Below are 21,428 nucleotides of genomic sequence, written 5' to 3'. Positions count from 1 at the left end.
GCATCCGGTTGCACTTCCATTATACCATGAAAGCTTTCACTACTTTTTCATTTTTTACCATTGATTGACATGGTCAACGATTTTAAACCCGTCAGAACTTAATTCATACACTGTGTCACACACTGATTTTAAAAACTGTCGGTCGTGGGAAATGGTGATGATAGCGCCGGGATAATCATTGAAAACAGTACGGATTTCTTGTTGAGAAGAAGCTGAGAAATTCCTAGTCGGTTCATCTAAGAGTAAGACATTATAGCCTTTGAGGTCCAAACTAGCTAAGATGAGTTTTCCCTTTTGCCCACCGGATAAGTAAGCTATTGGTTGGTCCATTTCTTCAGGTAAAAAGCGGAGACTACCCAAATAAGTCATGATTTGCGTTCTTTCTTCCTTGTCCCCAGTGGTAGTCATAAATTCGATAGGGGTTTGGTCATCAGGAATTTCCTCGCTGTATTGTTGGGGCATGTAGCCCGCTTGAAGGCCTTTAGCATCTTTTAAATCATGCCAAAGTTGACGAAGAAAAGTCGTTTTGCCAATACCATTAGGGCCAATAATGCCGATCTTATCTTGGCCTTTAGCAGTCAATTGCAGATTGTCGGCTAAAATGCGGTCATCAATGGTTACTTGACCGTCGTCTATGTGCACGACCACTTGGCTCTTGCCTAAAGGGTTCACGTTTGAAAATTCAATATGAATGGGCGCTTCTTTAATCGGATGGTCCACAAATTTGGCCCGTTCGCGTTCAAATCTCTTGTCCATAGATTGGACAGCTTTCATCTTTTTGGCAAGAAGTCGTCCTGCACCAGAATCCTTGGTATTGTTCAATTGGTGGTCTACTGAATCGTGCACGCGGTTAAACTTCGCCATCCGTTTTTGGTCTTCTTCCCGCTGCTTGTTGGCTAAATTCTCCTGATTGGACATCTCTTGGTCACGGTGGGTCAGGTAATTTTCGTAGCTGTCCTTTACAAAGGTTGACCGGGCAGTTGACTTGTTGGTCAATCTTTCTACATGCAGGATATGGGAGGCGGTTCGTTTAAGCAACAACTCGTCATGGGAAATATAAATCATAGCCAAGTCACTCTGCTGAATAAATTTTTCAAGCCAGAGACTGGTTTCGACATCTAGGTCATTGGACGGTTCATCCATTAACAACAAATCCGGCTCATCCATCAACAAGTCAAGCAACTGTAACTTGATCCGCTCACCCCCAGACAGGTCCCCCACTAACTGCTGGTCATAAATCCGGTCCACATCAAAATCTAGCTGGTTACCCAGTTGATAGAGCAATTGATAATCCACATCTGCGTAATCCCGACCCCTGAAAAAATAATTTTCCAATGACTTTGCTAGGTCCTCATTTGCCATCGCTTGGGGTAAATAAGCCAACCGGGTAAAATGATTGGTCATTTGCCCGGTAATTTCAAGATAAGATTGGATGCTTTCATCCCCGACAATATATTTTAGAATCGACGATTTCCCGTTGCCCTCTTCGCCAATAATTGCGACCTTATCACCAGGGTTTACCACAAATGATAAGTCGTCAATCATGGTGAATAGAGTGCTAGTTTGCGTCATGGTTAAGTGTGTAATTAGTAACATGTATGTACCTCCTTTATTATTTTGGACACAAAAAATGCCCTACTAGCTTGTTCTGTAGTAGGACAAATATTGAACATAAATACTTGAAGAATGACGATGCCAACCCAATCCAGGTCTATTGTATACCCTAGATATAGGCCCGCTTGCATGTTCCAATAAACTTTCTCCAATGTTAAAAATGCACACAAAAAAGAAAGGTCCTAGTATCCGTCCAAAGTTTTTTATCCTACCAAAATAGCCCAGGTTAAACAAACACTAACGTGAGTGTTTTTTCTCGCTCACTATTTTAAATAAAGTAGGATTATAACTTCATTGGACTGGATACCTGACCTTTCTTTGAAATTGTTATGTTATAAAAGCAATTTACCAGGATATTGAGGGTATGTCAACCTATAAGATATCATTTAGAAGGAGATTCTTATAGACAACTGCTAGCCTTAACTCTCAAGAGCCGTTTTCAACTTAGCTAAAGCTTGATCTACCACATCTTTTGTGACATTTAATGGGGGCAGTAAACGGATGACGTTGTCCTTAGCTGAAGTCACTAGCAGACCTTGGTTTGCTGCTGCCGGAATCACTTGGGCTACTGGCTTAGTGACTTTCAAGCCAATCAAAAACCCTTGACCACGAACTTCTTCAATTATAGGTGACTGCCAGGATTGCACTTGATCCTTGATATAAGCAGATATCACCTTCACATTTTTCAAAAGTTGTTGGTTGTCAATGGCTGACAAGATGTAGTTACCCGCTGCTGTAGCTAATGGATTGCCACCAAATGTAGTGCCGTGGTCACCTGGTTTAAAGTGGTCGGCCACTTGGTCCTTTGCCACTACAGCGCCAATTGGTAAGCCCCCACCTAACCCTTTTGCTAGGGTGATGATATCTGGATTTAAAGTCGTTTGTTGAAAGGCGAACATAGTTCCTGTCCGGCCAATTCCTGTTTGAATCTCATCTACAATCACGAGGACATTCTCTTGTTTTTGCAGTGTGTTGATGGCAGACACGAATTCTGGCGTAATGGCATTGACCCCACCCTCTCCTTGGATGACCTCAAGGAAAATGGCGCAAGTATTCTTGTTAACAGCCTTTTTTAAGGCGTCAACGTCATTAAAATCCACATATTTAAAGCCCACTGGCAGTGGTTTAAAGGCGGTGTGCATGTCTTCTTGGCCGGTCGCTGTTAAGCTGGCTAAGGTCCGGCCATGGAAAGATTGGTTCATGGAAATAATTTCAAAGGCATCCGGGCCCTTGCTTTCAGTCCCACATTTACGGGCCAGTTTAATAGCTGCTTCATTGGCTTCAGTCCCAGAATTGGCGAAGAAAGTCTTGTCCAGATTTGAAGATTGTCTTAATTTTTCGGCTAGTTTTACCCCATTTTCATTCCAGAAAAGGTTAGACACATGAATCAAATTGCCTGCCTGCTTAGAAATGTATTCGACAAATCCTTGATCGGCGTGACCTAATACATTACAGGCAATCCCAGAAATGAAATCGATGTACTTTTTCCCATCAAGGTCTTCCACATAGGGACCTTGGCCTTTCACCAAAACTGTTTCTTGGCGGTTAAAGGTGTGCATGGTGACTTCTTGTCCTAATGCAATCAATTCTTGTGTATTGAGATTTTTTGTCGTCATATGCTCCTCCTAACTCCGGTAGTCGGCGTTAATTTTGATGTAATCTTCAGTCATATCACAAGTCCAAACGGCTACCTGGCTCTTACCGATGCCTAAATCAATGGCAATTGTGATGTCTGTCTCAGATAGGATTTCATAGGCTAAATCTTCATCAAATACTAGCCCCTGACCATTCTTGCAGGTTAAAATCTCTCCCTTTTCAGAAATGAAACTGATCTGAATTTTCGCTGGATCTAGGTAATCAGGTTGGGCTTGTCCAATGGCTGAAAGTACCCGGCCCCAGTTGGCATCTTGCCCGAAAATAGCTGTTTTCACAAGGGATGATGTCGCTACCTGTTTAGCAATGCCTTCAGCGTCTGCTTGATCTGCCGCACCTTTCACAGCTACGGTGACAAATTTCGTTGCCCCTTCCCCGTCGGCCACAATTTCTTGAGCCATCATTTGACAGATTTCCGTTAATTTCTCCTGAAAAATGAGTATGTGCTGTTTAGTTGGCTTAACTGAGACTTTGTTGGTAGATGCTAGAAGGACGGTATCGTTGGGACTAGTATCCCCATCAACTGAAATCTTGTTGAAAGATTGGTTGACAGACTCTTTCAGTAATTGCTGTAAGGTCTCTTGGCCGAGATCCAAATCAGTAACCACATACGACAACAAGGTGCCCATATTCGGGTGTATCATACCTGACCCCTTGGCAATGGCTGCTAGGTGAACGGGCTTCCCTTCGATTTCAAAGGCAATAGCAGCTTGCTTAATTTTGGTGTCCGTAGTCATAATGGCTTCAGCAGCTTGAATCGAATCACCGTCTGTCAGATTATGAGTTAATGTGTCTACTTGGTCTTCGAATTTACTCAGATCCATTGGTACACCAATAACACCGGTAGAACAAATCAGGACTTCATCTGGTTGAATTGTTAGCTTGCTAGCTAATGTGTTGGCCATGATTTGAACATCGGTATCCCCTTTTGGTCCGTTAAAAGTGTTGGCATTTCCCGAATTAATCATAATGGCTTTAAAGGTGGCCTGTTCATTCAGTCGTTTTTTATCATATTTGATATGATGAGATTGGATGGCATTTTTAGTAAACACCCCTGCCATAGTGGCCCCTTTTGGAAAATAAATCAGGGCTAAATCTTTGTTGCGGTGTTTGAAACCAGAATGGACACCAGATACCCAGACATTTTCAATGGCGCAAAGGCCTCCAGAAATGACCTGACTAGTTAAGGCGTGTGGTTCAGCATTTTCTTTACTTATTGTGGTTGCTAATTGACTTTTTGACATGTAATCGAACTCCTTTCATTAATGGTTATGGGAAAATTGGGGGTTGGGTAAGCCCAGTCGTTTGGTCTAAGGCAAACATTAAGTTCATATTTTGGATGGCTTGGCCAGCTGCCCCTTTTACTAGGTTGTCGATGACGGCAAAAATGACTAACCGGTTGGTTCTTTGGTCAACTTTTACTTGGATTTGGGCAAAATTGCTAGCCCGTACCGCTTTAATCTGTGGCAATTGGTCTTGACCTAAAATTTGAATAAAATACTTGTCTTGGTAATAATCTTGGTAGATTTGACGGACTTCGTCTTCAGTAACGTCAGCTGTTAAGTCCAGGTAAATAGTGGCATGAATACCCCGTTCTGTTGGCAACAAATGCGGAGTGAATTGTATTGTAACTGGGTTTTTGGCGATATTATTTAAAGTCTGTTCGATTTCAGGTATATGGCGGTGTGCCATAGGATTGTAAGCATAAAAGTTATTACCTAACTCAGTCAGTAAGTTGGCTACCTTGGCAGACCGGCCTGCCCCAGAGACACCTGTTTTGGCATCAATAATTACTGAATCAGTTCGAATGAATTCTTGGTCGATTACTGGCAATAAGCCGAGCAAACTGCAGGTCACAAAACAGCCAGGATTAGCGATTAAATCTGCCTTTTGGATGTCGTCTGCGTAAAGTTCAGGTAAACCATAAACCGCTTGTGCCAAAATTCCTGGTTCAGTTTGCGGTAAGCCATAATATTCTTGGTAGTCTTGGCTATCTTTTAGTCTAAAGTCCGCTCCCAAATCGATCATCTTAACGTCATGTCCTTGCGCTGCTTTAGCGATTTTCATGGATACCCCGTGTGGCAGACATAAGAAAAGGACATCCACTTGGTCGAAAATTTGGTTTGGATCATAAGCCACAAAGGATTGGTCAATTAAGCCTTTGAAATGAGGATAATAATCCTGAACCTTAGTCCCCACTTCATTTCTTGAAGTTAAAATGGTTAATTCAATATCTGGACGGGTCACCAACAAGCGGATTAATTCCTCGCCTGTATAGCCAGTAGCCCCGATAATCCCTACTTTAATCACCTAATCGCCTCCTTTGTCTTTATTGTTTGGCCAGAATAAGTTGCCGTTTGTAGCTGCCATGATGGCTTTAATTGAGTGCAATCGATTTTCTGCTTGCAAGAATTGCTTGGCGTAATCGGCCTGGAAGACTTCATCTGTCACTTCCATTTCTTGGTAGCCGTATTGGTCTAAAACTTGCTGGCCGTAAGCGGTTTCTGCGTCATGGAAGGCAGGTAGGCAATGCAAGAAAATGAAATTCGCTGTTTCAACTTGGTCTATCAATGATTTGTTGACTTGGAATGGCATTAATTGCTTGATCCGGTCTTCAAAGGTCGCCTCCTCGCCCATTGACACCCAGACATCTGTGTATATAATGTTGGCCGTTTTCACGGCTTGAACTGGGTCATTTGTTACGGTAATTTTGGTATTTGTTGTTTTGGCAATATCTTGAGCGATTTCAAGAATATCTTGTTCAGGTTGTAATTGCGGGCTAGTCGCAATGGTAATATCAACGCCCAACTTGGCACCTGCAATCATTAAAGAGTTGGCCATATTGTTACGACCATCACCTAGATAGACTAAGTGGTGCCCTTTTAAAGAACCCAAAATCTCTTTAATAGTCATAAAGTCTGCAATCATTTGGGTTGGATGCCAGGTATCGGTCAAGCCGTTCCAAACTGGTACGCCAGCATGGGCGCCTAATAATTCGACTGCATCCTGGTCAAAACCTCGATATTCGATGCCGTCAAACATGGCGCCAAGGACTTTTGCGGTGTCGATAACAGATTCTTTCTTACCGAGTTGGATATCGTTGGCTCCAAGATATTCAGGGTGACCACCTAGATCGTTGACAGCTACGGTGAAGGCTGCACGGGTCCGAGTGGAAGATTTTTCAAATAATAGGGCAATATTTTGGCCTTTTAAATATTCATGTGGAATATTGCCTTTTTTTAATTTTTTCAAATGTAAGGCGAAGTCAATTAGGAATTCAATTTCTTCACTGGTATAATCCAGTAATTTTAAAAAGTTTTCATTTTGTAAGTTCATGTATAAACCACCTTTTTATGCTGTAATCATGGTGCCGATACCATTTTTGGTAAATAATTCTAAGATAATAGCGTGGGGAATAGTGCCGTCGATAATCTGGCAAGAATGGACGCCCGATTGGATGGCGTCTAGGCAATTTTCCACTTTAGGGATCATGCCACCAGTAATGACCTTGTTTTCAATGGCTTCTTGGATATGGTCAGCGGACATAACTGAATATAAAGTTGTTGGGTCAGCCGGATCTTCATAGATGCCATTGATATCGGTTAGATAAATCATTTTTTCAGCCGCTAAAGCTGAGGCAATGGCAGCGGCCGCTTCATCCGAATTGATGTTCAAGCTTTCACCTTTGGGTCCATAAGCGATGGGTGAAATCACTGGCAGCAAATTATCATCTAACATTTGGCGTAGGTAGCCGGTGTTGACATTGGTTACCTGGCCAACCAAACCAAGCGACTCATCCTTCTTCACAGCTTCCATAATTTTATTGTCTTTACCGGAAACAGAAACTGAGGAAACACCCTCTTCATTCAACATAGTTGTTAAATTAGGTGAGATCGATCCAGTTAATACCATCTCTACTGTCCGCATTACGTCACTTGAAGTCACCCGCAAACCATTAATAAACTGTGGCTCAACCCTTTGCAGCTCAAGCATCCGGTTAATTTCTGGCCCACCACCATGTACGATAATCGGCTTCATTCCAACGTACGACAGCCAAGCGATATCTGAAATCACCCGCTGACGCATTTGCTCAGAAATCATGGCATGACCGCCATATTTAATCACCACAATTTTTTGGTGAAAATCCTTAATATAAGCCAATGAGTCTATTAAAATATTTGCCTTCTCAATATCTTGCTTACTAATTTCTATCACTTTTCTCCTCCATTCATCAAAAAACACCCCTACATCTGCATTTCGCAAACATAGAGGCGTTAAACCGCGGTACCACTCTACTTAGACACTTTCCTAATTCATTGAACACAAATTTCTTGCATACAAGTCCTTGGAAAATGACTATCTCTCATCCTAACGTGGACACTACGTCCTTGTTCAGTATTTTAACCTAACAAGAAATCTATAAAGCGCGGTTCAATTGGTTGATATCAGTAGTCTCACACCATCACTACTTCGCTTGCCATATGCCCCAATTTACTTTCTTTATCTCCGATTCATTTATATATAAAAAAGCCCCGTTCCATGTTCAAATAGAACATAGAGACGAGGCTTATCCGTGGTACCACTCTAGTTAACTCAAATTGATAAACAATTGAATTCACTCGATTTTGTTAACGCTGCATCAGCGAAACTGGCTACTTGCTTTCACCAATTTATCTATGAAGTGCGGTTCAGTAATGTCGTCATATTAGGCTTCCACTCTATCCTAACTCGCTGTGAATCCAATCACCACTTACTCTCTTCATACTTGATCTTTAATATTTCTGTTATTTTATTAGGAAATAATGATAAAGTCAAATATTTTATCAGAATATTTTTAAGTTAGTGATATGTTTTTTGCATCACTGTCTTGCACAAAATTCATTAAACCTTAGCAGAAACCGCTTTTTCGTCTAAAACTTTCGTGTAGGCTTTAAAGGTATCTAGGTGGGTAAACAATGACACCAATTGGCTAATGGCAGTCAATCTAGTCGCCAATCCTGTTTCATACCCTGGCACATTACCTGTTGTATCCACCACTAATTGCACATCGTTTTCAGTGATGTATTGGTTTAACTCATCTGTATTTGAGAAGACTGTAAAGTTATCTGATTCAAACATTTCATCTGCGTCATTGATGTAAACTGCTAATGGGTAACCTGCCTGATGCAACTTGGTCAAGTCCGCTTCGATTTCTCCTAAATCTGCTTTAAACAAGTTGAAGACAATCGCACCCTGTTCAGTCGCTTGAATGTTGGCTCCTTCAAAGGCTCTTTGTAGGGCAATGGCGTATGTCTTACCTGACCCCATCACTTCACCAGTTGATTTCATTTCTGGACTAACCGCTGGATCAACACCATTCAATTTAGTGAATGAGAAGACTGGTGCTTTCACGTGGACTTGGTCGTCAGTATAGTCGAATACCCCGCTAGTAAAGCCTTGTGCTTGTAGGCTGATCCCCATGATCACGTTTGTGGCAATTTGCGCGATTTCGATATTCGTTACTTTTGATAAGAATGGCACTGTACGGCTGGCTCTAGGGTTCACTTCGATAATAAAGACTTTGTCATTTTCCACGATGAACTGGATATTCACCATCCCGATTGTGCCTAAGCCATTTCCAATTTTGATAGTTTCATCAATAATTTGGTCGATGACAGTTTGTGATAATCTTTGTGTCGGGAAAACAGCCATCGAGTCACCTGAATGGACACCCGCTGCTTCGATATGTTCCATGATACCTGGGATAATGACATCCGTACCGTCGCAAATGGCATCCACTTCAACTTCAATCCCTTGAACGTAGTGGTCAATCAAGATCGGCGCTTCTTGTTTTAATTTATTGCTTTCAACCAAGGCGTCATTCATGTAAGTGGTTAAGTTTTCTTCGTTATAAACCACTTCCATCCCTCTACCCCCTAGGACAAATGATGGTCTAACAAGTACTGGGTAGCCACCAATTTTTTCTGGAATAGCTAGGGCTTCTTCTAAGGTTAAGGCTGTAGCGCCTTCTGGTTGGGCAATATTTAATTGGGTTAACGCTTGTTCGAATAATTTTCTATCTTCTGCTCGGTTCATGTCTTCAACCGACGTTCCAAGAATTTGGATACCAGCTTCTTTCAAGTCATTGGCCAAGTTGATGGCTGTTTGACCACCAAATTGAATCATGACACCGATTGGTTGCTCCCGTTCAATAATAGCCATCACATTTTCAAAAGTAACTGGTTCAAAGAATAACTTGTCAGAGATTGAGAAGTCAGTTGATACTGTTTCAGGGTTTGAGTTGATAATCAAGGCTTCGTAACCAGCTTTTTGCAAGGCTTTCACACAGTGAACGGTTGCGTAGTCAAATTCAATCCCCTGACCGATTCTGATTGGGCCAGAACCTAATACTAAAACAGATTCTTTATCAGTATCTGTATGAACTTTGTTTTCACCAGCATAAGAAGTGAAGTAGTAGCCTGCTTCACCATAGTCACCCATACCCCAGATGGTCACAGGGACAAAATTAGGTACAAGCGCATGTTCATCTCTAAAGGATTTCACTTCATTTACGGATACTTTGGCAAGTTGTGCAATTGTTTCATCATCAAAGCCGTTTAATTTCGCTTCTGCCACCACATCTCTATCTAGCGGTTGATCTTTAAGCGCTAATTCAATATCCACGATATGTTTAATGGCTTGTAGGAATAATGGGCGGATTTTCGTATGGTCTTCAGCTTCTTCTACAGTCATGCCGCGACGAATCGCTTCTGCCAGGTAGAAGATACGGTCATCTTTCACTTCGACAATTTCTTTTAAGATTTTCTCGTCTGACGCTTTAGCTACATCCACATCGAATAAGTGTGAGTGGCCGTTATCAAGCGATTGGATTGATTTCAACAAGGCTTCTTCAATCGATAGACCTAGTGACATCACCTCACCAGTTGCCTTCATTTGCGTCGTGAGGCTTCTATCTGCATTTTTGAACTTGTCGCTTGACCAACGTGGCACTTTTGCAACAGTGTAAGTAATATTTTTTGGATCATATTCGGAAAAAGTTGTTTCAGTGTAAGGGTTATATAATTCTTCAAAGCGATATCCTACTGCGATTTTAGCTGCCACTCTGGCAATGGGGAATCCTGTCGCTTTTGAAGCTAGGGCTGATGAACGAGACACACGAGGGTTTACCTCAATGACGTAGTATTCTTGTGTATCAGGTTTTAAGGCAAGTTGTACATTACAACCACCTTCAATTTCTAAGGCTTGAATAATTTTAATGGCTACATCTGCTAGCAAGTCATTTTGTGCTTGATCAAGTGATTGATTAGGGGCAAACACAATTGAATCACCCGTATGTACACCAACTGGGTCGAAGTTTTCCATCGAGGTGATGACTTTTGCAACACCCGCACCATCTCTCATGACTTCGTATTCGATTTCTTGGTAACCGGCAATTGATTTCTCAATTAAACATTGGGTTACTGGCGATAAAATCAAACCGTTCTTAACGATTCTTTCTAGTGATGCTTGGTCTTCACAGATACCACCACCAGAACCACCCATAGTGAAGGCTGGTCTTACAATAATTGGGTAACCAATCTCATTGGCAAAATCAACCGCTTCATCAACAGTGTGAACAATTGTTGAATCTGGAACAGGTTGGCCGATTGAAGTCATCAAGTTTTTAAATAACTCACGGTCTTCTGCTTGATCAATGGCTTTAAGGTTGGTACCAATTAACTCAATATCTAATTCTTCTAAAATACCTGAAGCATCTAAAGTTAAAGCCATGTTTAATCCTGTTTGACCACCAAGTGATGGTAAAATAGCATCTGGTTTTTCATCGTATAAAATCTTAGAAACCATTTCTTCAGTGATTGGCTCAATATAAATCTTATCGGCCATCTTGCGATCAGTCATTATTGTCGCTGGATTCGAATTAATTAGGACAACTTCGTAGCCTTCCTCTTTTAATGCGAAACAAGCTTGAGTACCCGCATAGTCAAATTCGGCTGCTTGTCCGATAACAATGGGACCAGATCCGATAACTAGAATTTTGTGAATATCTGTTCTCTTTGGCATAATTTTCCCCTTTTCTAATGACCTATCGATTGCACACCAAATCCACCAATTTCTTTAAACGCCCTGAATTCAAGCAAAGTACCTGAAATCTTTGGGATTTTATTAAAAACATCGGTTCCGATTGGCTTTATTAAAATTAAAATACTTTCCCTTTCAATTTTCACAGACAAAGATTTGACCCTTGATCATTCTTGGAGCCAACTTGTCGTCTGCTTGTTTAATTGCGAAGTATTTTTTCCTTTGACGTACTTTACGGCATGTTGAAATGAAGGTCAAACAAAAAATGAAAACAGCATCATTTTTTTCTCACATTTTAACCATATTTTTATTAAAAAACCACTTCTTTCTATATAAGCGGCTAAAAAAATAAACGGTACATGAATACATAAAAAAAACAAAAAGATACAATATTTGTCTTTATTTTTCTTGATTTATTATCACTATTTCAAATATTTAGGTTTTTTAACCGCTGATTTGGCAGTTAAATTTTAATGATTGGCTAAACTTTCCTAAACTGAAGCAAACAAGGATTCAAGAGAAAGGTATGGAATCATGTCTTACTTATTTTTCTATGGAAAAGCTAAAGATGCAATGACCTACATCAAGACACACTAGGTGGTAAAATACTAGCTACAGTTGAATATGGCGCTAGGATAAATCCTGAAAATACCGGTCAATCACCAGAAGTTTATCACCAATATTTGATGCACGGTGCTCTAGACATTGACGGCAAGAGATTATTATTCTCAGACGAATTTCCTAGTGAAGTTCAACCCGACTACAATAATGTCTCTGTTGCTATTATGTCTAGTGAGCGATCTTGACCAGTTTAAGGCTATTTTATTAACTTAGTCAGTAAGCCTTGGAGGTCATTTTCCCATCTCAAGCAACAGATTGGTCCCCTGGTTATGGCATGTTTAGAGATAAGTGCGATGTCAAATGGTAATTGAATTAGGAGTCTTAATGGTCAATACAAATTAAAAATTTTCAAAAAAAAAAGCAGCCCTTCGGCTGCTTTTTTGGTTAAGAATCTTATTCTAAGAAGTCTTTTAATTGTTTTGAACGAGATGGGTGGCGTAATTTTCTTAATGCTTTCGCCTCAATTTGACGGATACGCTCACGGGTAACGCCAAATTGTTGACCAACTTGTTCTAATGTTTTCGATTGACCATCTTCTAAACCGAAACGTAAACGTAAAACATTTTCTTCACGGTCTGTTAAAGTATCTAATACCTCGTTTAATTGTTCTTTTAACAATTCTGCAGAAGTGTAGTCAGCCGGGCTAGTTGCATCGTGGTCTTCAATGAAATCACCTAAGTGAGAGTCATCTTCCTCACCAATAGGTGTCTCCAATGATACTGGCTCTTGAGCAATTTTTAGAATATCACGTACTTTTTCAGTTGGTAAATCCATTTCAGCCCCAATTTCTTCTGGGGTTGGTTCGCGTCCTAAATCTTGTAATAATTGACGTTGGATACGTACTAATTTATTAATAGTTTCAACCATATGTACCGGAATACGGATAGTACGTGCTTGGTCAGCGATGGCACGGGTAATAGCTTGACGAATCCACCAAGTAGCGTAAGTAGAGAATTTAAACCCTTTATGGTAGTCAAATTTCTCAACAGCTTTCATTAGACCCATGTTACCTTCTTGAATTAAATCTAAGAATGACATACCACGACCTACATAACGTTTAGCAATAGATACAACCAAACGTAAGTTGGCTTCAGCTAATTCTTGCTTAGCAACTGGGTCACCTTGTTCAATACGTTGTGCTAAAGCAACCTCTTCGTCTGCAGTTAATAATTCTACGCGTCCGATCTCTTTTAAGTACATTCTAACAGGGTCATTAATTTTAACGTCAGAAGCTACAGAAGTAGGATCTACATCCTCTTTCTTCACTTTTTCTGCTTCTTTGTCGGCCTCTTTATCCATTTGACGCATTGTTGGTTCGCCATTTTCATCAACAACGGCAATACCTTGATCTTCGAACTTTTCGATCAAGCTATCCATACCTTTATCATCTAAGGCAAAAGGTTGTGCGATTTTATCGCTTAAATCTGTATATTGAATTGTACCAAGAATTTTTTTCTCAGCAATTAATTGTTTTGTAGCTTGGTTAAGTGTTACGCCGTCCACTTTTTTCTTTGCCATTCAATTCGCTCCTTACATAAATTAAAATTGGAATTGTTTAATTACCACGACTTTTTATTTGCTTTAACAAATCTATTTTTTGTTTGATCAAAATGCCAATCTGTGCAAAGTCGTCTACCGATTTTGCATAAGCAATTTCGTCGTCTAAAGATTGCATTTTTTGTTCAATGTTACCTTTAATTTGGATGTTATAAATGAGATCTTCAACTTCGCCCTCACCTATATCTGGTGCCACTTCCATATTCATCACTTCAGCGACAAGACGCTGTTCTTCAGCACCTGACAAGGCTTGTAAGAAATTTCCAGGGTCAACCTCACCGTCCATGTTTTGATTATTTTCTCGATAGTCAGACAATAACATAAAGACCGTTTCAACTTCACTAGACTGGAAATGAAAATCCCTATTCGCTATGAGTAACCATGTTTCACTATTATAGAGTAAACGGTATAGTAATAGCAATTCACTTTTTTCAAGTTGAGACTTTTTCTTGCTTGTTGCAGCAGGAATACCTGGCTGAAAGGTGTTATTTGTTGGAAAAGACTGATGGTTGCCTTGATCATCAGCTTGATAGGATTGGTGTGACTGATTTTTAAGACTATAGCTCTCTAACTGTTGTAATAAGGTATCTTTAGAAACTCCTGTATCTTCAGCTATTTCTCCTACATAGATATCCCGATCGATAGCTTGTTGAATTTTAGCAATAGCTTCTAGCATCACATTAATGAATTGGATCTTGCCGTTATCAGTCTCAAGAGAAAATTCCTGCCGGTAATAATTTCTCATGAAATGAATCGGACTCAACCTTTTGTTCAAGACAAAATTGACATACCGCTCGCCACCATACCTTTGAATAAATTCATCAGGATCTAAGTTTTGCTCAAAGGCTAGCACATTTAGCTTCAAACGACTACTTTGATCTTGTATCAAGTTAATTGCTCGAAGGGTCGCCTTTTGACCGGGTTTATCTCCATCATAGGCAATTAAGACCTGTTTACTTGTTCGCTCAATAGCCTTAATTTGGTTGTTGGTTAAACTAGTTCCCATAGATGCAACCCCATTGCCTACACCTTCATTGTGTGAGGCTATGACGTCCATAAAACCTTCAAATAAAACGAGCTCTTTGGCTCTTCGGGCTTCATTCTGAGCTAAATCCAAGTTAAACAGGAAAGTATTTTTCTCGAATATTTCTGTCTCAGGACTATTCAAATACTTGGCTGCATCAGGATGACTTTCATAATGGTTAGAGCCAGGCAAGATCCTCCCTGAAAAACCAACAGTCTTCCCTTGGGGATTTCGTAGTGGGAACATCACACGACCAGCAAATCTATCTTTTAACCGGTCTTGGTCGCCTACAAATATACCAGAAAGTTGCAACTCTTCAATGGTAAATTCTTTGTTTAACAGATGTTGTGCAGCTAAGCGCCCATCTTCAGGTGCGATACCAATTTGGTAGGTATCAAGCGTTTCTTTGCTTAAACCTCGATCATATAGATAGGTTAGTCCTTGGTGACCGTTTTCCGTATTCATCAATAAATAATGGTAAAATTGCCTTAAATCTTCATGAAGTTGGATGAGTCGATTTTGCGCACTTGAATAATTGGCTGTTTGTTTGCCATCGTCTAAGGCTGACCAATCGAAAGATACCGAAACATTCCCAGCTTCAGCTACCTTTTGGACAGCTTGGGGGAAGGAATAACCTTCAATTTCTTCCATAAAACGAAAAACATTACCCCCCCGACCACATGAGAAACAGTGAAAAATCTGTTTTTCTTCATTTACTGTGAACGAAGGCGTACGTTCTTCATGAAATGGACAATACCCAAAATAGTTACGTCCCCTCTTTTGCAAGTCAACAAATTGACTGGTTACATCAAGGATATTTACATTGTTCTTAACTTCATTAATGATTTCCTCTGGGATAAAATTCGCCAATTGATCACCTACTTTTGCCGGCAAAAACTCACAATAAATATAGCGGAAACCAAATCAAAATGCAATCGATATGGCTATATTCTTTACGAATATCTGCACCCTATTCTTCCACCTCAAATTCACCATCTAAAACAGCTTGAATAACTTCCCAAGCTTCATCGCGGCCATCCTTTGTTTCAGCAGAGAAAGGTAAGATCTGATCGATCGATTCTAATTCTAATGTTTTATAAATATCACTTAAGTGTTTATTCCATTGACTCTTTTTAATTTTGTCCGTTTTTGTTGCTATGACAAAATAAGGTACGCCATGGTAATCCATAAACTCTTTCATTTGAATATCATCTTTTGTTGGTTTATGACGGAAGTCAACAATCAATAGAGCCAATGCTAGATTTTCACGGGTCGCAAAATAGGTTTCTAACATCTCGCCCCATTTAGCTTTTTCCGTCTTGCTAACTCTGGCATAGCCGTAACCTGGCACATCCACAAAGTAGAATAAATCTTCAATTTGATAATAGTTTAATTGTTGCGTTTTACCTGGTTTACTAGAAGTTCTAGCCAATTTTTTACGATTGATCAGTGTGTTGATGAAAGAACTTTTCCCAACATTTGACCGACCTGCTAGCGCGATTTCCGGAATAATGGGTGCTGGATACTGTTCTGGCCTTACGGCAGATATCAGAAATTCAACGTTATGTACGTCCATGAAAAATCCCCTTTCTGACGCAAAAAGGAAAGACTCATTCTAGTCTTTCCCATTGTATTTAATACACTGCTACTATTGGCAATAATTAAGCGATCTTTTTGCCTTCTAAGTCAAATAAATCTGGTTCGATGTCGTCATTAATTACTGATTCAGTAATCATAACTTTCGAAACGTCTTCTCGTGATGGAATTTCAAACATGATTTCTAACATAGCTTCTTCAATAATCGAGCGTAACCCACGAGCCCCTGTCTTACGGTCTAAAGCTTTTTGTGCGATGGCATCTAAAGCTTCATCTGTAAAGGTTAATTCCACATTATCCATCTTCAATAATTGTTGATACTGTTTCACTAAGGCATTTTTAGGTTGCGTTAGAATATGGACTAAATCATCTTTTGTTAACTTGTTCAAGTTCGCCATAATTGGTAATCGTCCAATAAACTCTGGAATCAACCCAAAAGTTTGTAAGTCTTGTGGAATGGCTTGTTGCATAATTGCATCGTTGTCATTCAAGATATGGTTATTTGAAGAATTACCAAAACCAATAACTTTTTCACCAAGACGTTCTTTAATAATTGGTTCGATACCATCGAAGGCACCACCTACGATAAAGAGAATATTTGTTGTATCCACTTGAATTAATTCTTGATGTGGATGTTTACGACCACCTTGTGGTGGAATATTCGCTTCAGTTCCCTCTAAAATTTTCAGTAAGGCTTGTTGCACCCCTTCACCAGAAACATCACGGGTAATTGATACGTTTTCTGATTTACGGGCAATCTTATCGATTTCATCCACATAAATAATCCCTTTTTGGGCGCGTTCTACGTCAAAATCTGCTGATTGCATCAATTTAACTAAAATATTTTCAACATCTTCCCCAACATAACCCGCTTCCGTTAGTGTCGTTGCATCTGCAATCGCAAATGGGACATCAAGAATACGTGCTAAAGTTTGAGCTAAGTATGTTTTACCTGAACCTGTTGGGCCCATTAGTAGGATATTACTCTTTTGTAGAGATACCCCATCATCATTTATTTCGTTATTAGAAGAAATACGTTTGTAGTGGTTATATACTGCTACTGATAAAGTTTTTTTAGCTTGATCTTGACCAATAACATAATCATCTAAGATGGAACGAATTTCAGTTGGTTTTGGTGGTTCAACCATTGTATAAGATTCTTGTCGTTCTTGGTTGACTTCTTCATCTATGATTTCTTGACATAGTGCTACACATTCATTACAGATATAGACGCCAGGTCCAGCGATGATTTTGTCTACCTCATCTTGTGATTTTCCACAAAAAGAACAGTGAATCGTTGTTTGTTCATCATCATTATACATGCTATCCGTTCTCCTTTCTCTTTTACATCACCTTATTGTGCCAAATTCTTGACTTCAAGTCAATTTAAAAGTCTTCAATTTAGTGGTTTCTTCTGCTTTATTATATTGTACTTGGGATTTTAGAATTACAATCGGTTTATCATTCGGAAATCCTCAGAATATTACTAGTATTTTATTGACCAATATTTTATAATGATTAATAGTGCAAAATTTGAATACAGATAAGAAAAGGAGATAACTATGAGTATTATTCGCGGAATTATCGGTTTAATTGTTATCGGATTTATTGCTTTACTTCTTAGTAAAGACCGTAAGAACGCCCGCATTAAGCAAGTAGGCATTTTATTAGTTATTATGTTTGTTTTAGCCTTTGTTGGTTTAAGAACAAGCTTTGGGATTGCAATTTTGGAAGGTGTATCAGGTTTATTTAACTGGTTAATTTTACAAGCTAACGGCGGTACCGAATTTGTCTTTGGAGAAGGCGCTACAAACTACGGGATTTTCTTCCTAAATGTTTTAATGCCAATTGTTTTTATTTCTGGATTGATTGGTATCCTTCAATACATTAACGTTTTACCTTTTGTCGCTAAATATGTCGGTAAAATCCTTAATAAAATTACTGGTATGGGAGAAAATGAATCATATATTGCTATCATCATGGCTATGCTTGGTCAATCAAACGGTTTGATTACCCTTAAACGTTATATTGATAAATTTTCACCTGAACAAATCTTTACATTTGTTTTAATGGGGCTTTCTTGTGTATCTGCTACAACGATTGCTTCTTATATGCAAATGGTTGACGGTAAATTTGTAGTGGTTGCTATTCTATTGAATGTTTTCGCTGCGTTTATTATCGTCTCCCTGATGACACCTTATAACCCTCAAACATATCAAGTAGATTTTAATCCTATCGAAGAAGCTAAAGAAAACGAAGGTATTGATGATGAGAACTTCTTCTCTGTATTAAGTGACTATATTTCTAGTGGGTTCCAAATTGCCCTAGCAATTGCTGGTTCTCTGATTGGTTTTACAGCTTTAATTACATTCCTTAATTCATTAGCTACCTTGGTATTTGGTATTGATTTCTTTACTATTTTAGGCTACGTTTTTTCTCCACTTGCATACATTATGGGTGTTCCAAGCGCGGATATCGTAAGTGCTGGTTCAATCATGGCTTCTAAATTATTAACCAATGAATTTGTGGCCTTACGAGAGGTTCAAGCGGTTGCAGGACAAGTTACTGATAAAACAATGGCAATGATGTCAACTTATGTTATCTCATTTTCAAATATCGCAACTGTCGGCATGATTATTGCTTCTATAAAAATTATGTCAGCTAAACAAGCAAAAGTTGTCGCAAACAATACATGGCGTTTAATCATTGCTTCTGTATTGGTATCTATGATTTCATCTACAATTGTTGGCTTCTTCTTCTAATATAGAAACCTAACTCAATAGTAAATTTAAATAAACTTGTCTAAGGCATTGTCTTTCTTCTATCAATTTGAAAGACAATGCCTTATACTTTACATAGGATAAGATATTGAAATATCAAACTTTATTGGGGGTTTAAATATGAAACTAATCTTAGATTTTGATACTGGTATTGATGATGCAATGGCTATTGCACTTGCCCTGGGCGAAGAAGACGCAGAAGTAATCGGTATTACATCTGTATTTGGAAATGCTGAGGTAGACAAATGTGTGCATAATGCCTCAGCAGTATTAAAATTATTAGACCGCGAAGACATTCCAGTTTTCCGAGGCGCTTCTCACAAAATTGGGGCAAATGAAGATTATATCCAAGAAAAAGCATCTGGTATCTTCCATGGGTTAAATGGTCTAGGAAATGTCGAATTACCTGCTGGTAACAATATTTCTGACCAAGACGCTATTGACTTCATTATTGAGTCTGCCAACAAATACGGTGAAGAATTAGTCTTAGTGACAACAGGTCCTTTAACGAATGCAGCCTTAGCCATTCAAAAAAACTTACCCGCTATGCAAAAAATCAAAGGGATTGTTTCTATGGGTGGTGCTTTAACAGTTCCTGGTAACGTAAGCCCATTTGCTGAAGCTAACTTCTGGAAGGACTCAGAAGCGAATAACATCGTCTTTGATTCTGGTTTACCAATTAAAGTCATTGGTTTAGACGTGACTTTACGTACCCTAATCACAGATACTGATATCGCCCCTTGGTTAGAAATGTCTGAAGCGGCCAAAGTATTCCACGAGATTGTGACTTATTACTTTAAGGCTTACGCAAATTCATACGACGACCTAACAGGTTGTGCCCTACACGATCCACTAGCAGTTTCTGTTGCCCTTAAGAGTGACTGGGTAACGGGTGAAACATTCCGCATCAAGAGTTTATATGGCGAACAAGAAGGTCGTTTAGTCCAAGATCAAGTTGCCTTAAACCGCAAGGAAGAACCGAATGTATTTGTTGCTTTAGGCGTTGACGCTGAAGGCTATAGCAAACACTTCCTAGACACAATCGCAAAAGCATTCTAATAGTTATTTCAATACGAGAAACCGAGCTTAGGCTCGGTTTTTTTGTGGTCATTATCTAATTCTCTTGCTTAAAAAAAGCCAAGGAGTCACCCCCTTGGCTTTACATTTGAAAACTATAATAATGCTTATGCTTCTTCAACAGTATCAGTGATTAATGCCATTGCTTTTTTCAATGCAATATCATTTTTCAACATATCTTCTGTTACAACGTTTTTAACTTCTTCAACAGTCATGCCGTAAGTTTCAGCTAATGTAGCGATTTCTTTCTCTACATCTTCAACTTCAGCAGTGATGTTTTCATCTTTAACGATTTGCTCAAGAATCAAGTTAGTTTTCACACGAGTGTCAGCATCTTGTTCGAATTGAGTGTGCAAGTCTGCTTCAGTTGTACCTGTTAATTGGAAGTACATTTCTTTAGAAATACCTGAACGTTGCATTTCGTTTAAGTAGTGGTCCATTTGACGGTGAACTTCTTCATGTACCATTTCGTGTGGTAAATCAGTAATTTCAGCGTTTTCTACTGCTAAACGTAAAGCTTCTTCTTCACGAGCTTCTTTAGCTGCAGCTTCTTTTTGTTCCGCTAGTTCTTTACGGTATTTTTCTTTTAATTCATCTAAAGTTTCAACTTCTTCGTCAACGTCTTTAGCAAATTCGTCATCTAATTCTGGTACTTCTTTTGTTTTCACTTCGTGTACTTTAACTTTGAATGTAGCATCTTTACCAGCCAATTCATCTGCATGGTAATCTTCAGGGAAAGTAAGGTTAACTTCTACTTCGTCGCCTTCTTTTACACCAACTAATTGGTCTTCAAAACCAGGGATGAATGAATTAGAACCTAATTCTAATGAATGGTTTTCACCTTTACCACCTGCGAATGCTTCACCATCTTGGAAACCTTCGTAGTCAATGACAACAGTGTCACCAATTTCAGCAGCGCCTTCTTTTAAAGCTAATTCGCTTAAGTTAGCTTGTGCTGCAGATAAACGGTCGTTGATTTCTTCTTCAGTTACTTCAATTTCTTGTTTAGCAACAGTTAGGTTTTTGTATTGACCTAATTTAACTTCTGGTTTAGTTGCAACGTATGCAATTAATTCCCAGTCAGCATTTGTTTCAGCAGATTTGATATCGAAACGAGGTTGAGTAACAATTTCTAAACCTGATTCTTCAACAGCTTTTGTATAAGCTTCTGGTAAAACGATGTTCACAGCATCTTCAATTAAAGATTGCTCACCAAACATTTTTACAAACATTTGATAGTTTACTTTCCCTTTACGGAAACCTGGGATAGATACATCTTTTTTAATACGGTTAAAAGCTTGTTTCTTAGCTTTCTCTGCATCTTCTTTTGCTACGGTAAAGTGTAAAATACCTTCGTTTGTTGATGTTTGTTCATAATTTACTGACATTTAAATTCCCCTAACTCTAGTTGTATTTACTAATTGATC

At 39.2% G+C, this 21,428-nt stretch carries 15 protein-coding genes and 1 other annotated feature; of the genes, 2 read left to right on the top strand and 13 right to left on the bottom strand.

Annotation, left to right across the window (positions count from 1 at the left end):
• Window positions 1-54: 54 nt before the first annotated feature.
• The 12 genes from B2V22_RS00465 to clpX all read right to left on the bottom strand — a co-directional run bounded on the left by B2V22_RS00465 (window position 55) and on the right by clpX (window position 17,466).
• Window positions 55-1,596, bottom strand: coding sequence for an ATP-binding cassette domain-containing protein (locus B2V22_RS00465; RefSeq protein WP_290489825.1), 1,542 nt, complete (start codon window positions 1,594-1,596; stop codon window positions 55-57).
• 437 nt (window positions 1,597-2,033) lie between these two features.
• A complete protein-coding gene (locus tag B2V22_RS00460) occupies window positions 2,034-3,230 on the bottom strand; it encodes an acetylornithine transaminase (protein WP_290489824.1) in 1,197 nt (398 codons plus the stop codon).
• A 9-nt stretch (window positions 3,231-3,239) separates the two neighbouring features.
• The gene (argJ, locus tag B2V22_RS00455; protein WP_290489823.1) at window positions 3,240-4,511 is read right to left on the bottom strand and encodes a bifunctional glutamate N-acetyltransferase/amino-acid acetyltransferase ArgJ; all 1,272 of its coding nucleotides are present in this window, start codon (window positions 4,509-4,511) and stop codon (window positions 3,240-3,242) included.
• 25 nt (window positions 4,512-4,536) lie between these two features.
• Entirely contained in the window at window positions 4,537-5,577 is a 1,041-nt protein-coding gene (gene argC / locus B2V22_RS00450; protein ID WP_290489822.1) for an N-acetyl-gamma-glutamyl-phosphate reductase, read from the bottom strand.
• Window positions 5,578-6,603 carry an ornithine carbamoyltransferase gene (gene argF / locus B2V22_RS00445; protein WP_290489821.1) on the bottom strand — a complete coding sequence of 342 codons (1,026 nt, stop codon included), beginning with the start codon at window positions 6,601-6,603 and terminating at the stop codon, window positions 5,578-5,580.
• A gap of 15 nt (window positions 6,604-6,618) precedes the next feature.
• Complete coding sequence (argB, locus tag B2V22_RS00440; RefSeq protein ID WP_290489820.1) at window positions 6,619-7,482, bottom strand: acetylglutamate kinase; 864 nt, start codon at window positions 7,480-7,482, stop codon at window positions 6,619-6,621.
• A gap of 338 nt (window positions 7,483-7,820) precedes the next feature.
• Window positions 7,821-8,042, bottom strand: a binding site (T-box leader).
• Window positions 8,043-8,148: 106 nt separating this feature from the next.
• Complete coding sequence (carB, locus tag B2V22_RS00435) at window positions 8,149-11,328, bottom strand: carbamoyl-phosphate synthase large subunit (RefSeq protein WP_290489819.1); 3,180 nt, start codon at window positions 11,326-11,328, stop codon at window positions 8,149-8,151.
• A 14-nt stretch (window positions 11,329-11,342) separates the two neighbouring features.
• Complete coding sequence (locus B2V22_RS00430; RefSeq protein WP_290489818.1) at window positions 11,343-11,498, bottom strand: hypothetical protein; 156 nt, start codon at window positions 11,496-11,498, stop codon at window positions 11,343-11,345.
• Window positions 11,499-12,360: 862 nt separating this feature from the next.
• A complete protein-coding gene (rpoD, locus tag B2V22_RS00425) occupies window positions 12,361-13,485 on the bottom strand; it encodes an RNA polymerase sigma factor RpoD (RefSeq protein WP_290489817.1) in 1,125 nt (374 codons plus the stop codon).
• A gap of 37 nt (window positions 13,486-13,522) precedes the next feature.
• Complete coding sequence (gene dnaG, locus B2V22_RS00420) at window positions 13,523-15,418, bottom strand: DNA primase (protein ID WP_290489816.1); 1,896 nt, start codon at window positions 15,416-15,418, stop codon at window positions 13,523-13,525.
• 100 nt (window positions 15,419-15,518) lie between these two features.
• Window positions 15,519-16,124, bottom strand: a complete 606-nt coding sequence (gene yihA / locus B2V22_RS00415) for a ribosome biogenesis GTP-binding protein YihA/YsxC (RefSeq protein WP_290489815.1) — start codon at window positions 16,122-16,124, stop codon at window positions 15,519-15,521.
• An 85-nt stretch (window positions 16,125-16,209) separates the two neighbouring features.
• Entirely contained in the window at window positions 16,210-17,466 is a 1,257-nt protein-coding gene (gene clpX, locus B2V22_RS00410; protein WP_290489814.1) for an ATP-dependent Clp protease ATP-binding subunit ClpX, read from the bottom strand.
• 240 nt (window positions 17,467-17,706) lie between these two features.
• Between clpX and B2V22_RS00405 the strand changes: the two genes are divergently transcribed.
• Together B2V22_RS00405 and B2V22_RS00400 are read left to right on the top strand one after the other, a co-directional pair.
• Window positions 17,707-18,906, top strand: coding sequence for a NupC/NupG family nucleoside CNT transporter (locus B2V22_RS00405; protein WP_290489813.1), 1,200 nt, complete (start codon window positions 17,707-17,709; stop codon window positions 18,904-18,906).
• 138 nt (window positions 18,907-19,044) lie between these two features.
• A complete protein-coding gene (locus B2V22_RS00400) occupies window positions 19,045-19,983 on the top strand; it encodes a nucleoside hydrolase (RefSeq protein WP_290489812.1) in 939 nt (312 codons plus the stop codon).
• Window positions 19,984-20,108: 125 nt separating this feature from the next.
• Here B2V22_RS00400 and tig read toward each other — a convergent pair whose 3' ends face one another.
• Window positions 20,109-21,389 (bottom strand): trigger factor, encoded by a 1,281-nt coding sequence (gene tig, locus B2V22_RS00395; protein WP_290489811.1) that lies wholly within the window; start codon window positions 21,387-21,389, stop codon window positions 20,109-20,111.
• Between the last annotated feature and the right edge of the window lie 39 nt (window positions 21,390-21,428).

The organism is Aerococcus sp. UBA6277, assembly GCF_002440555.1.
Classification (GTDB): Bacteria; Bacillota; Bacilli; order Lactobacillales; family Aerococcaceae; genus Aerococcus.
Note: the sequence above shows the minus strand (reverse complement) of the source record. Positions and strands in the feature narration are given on the sequence as shown.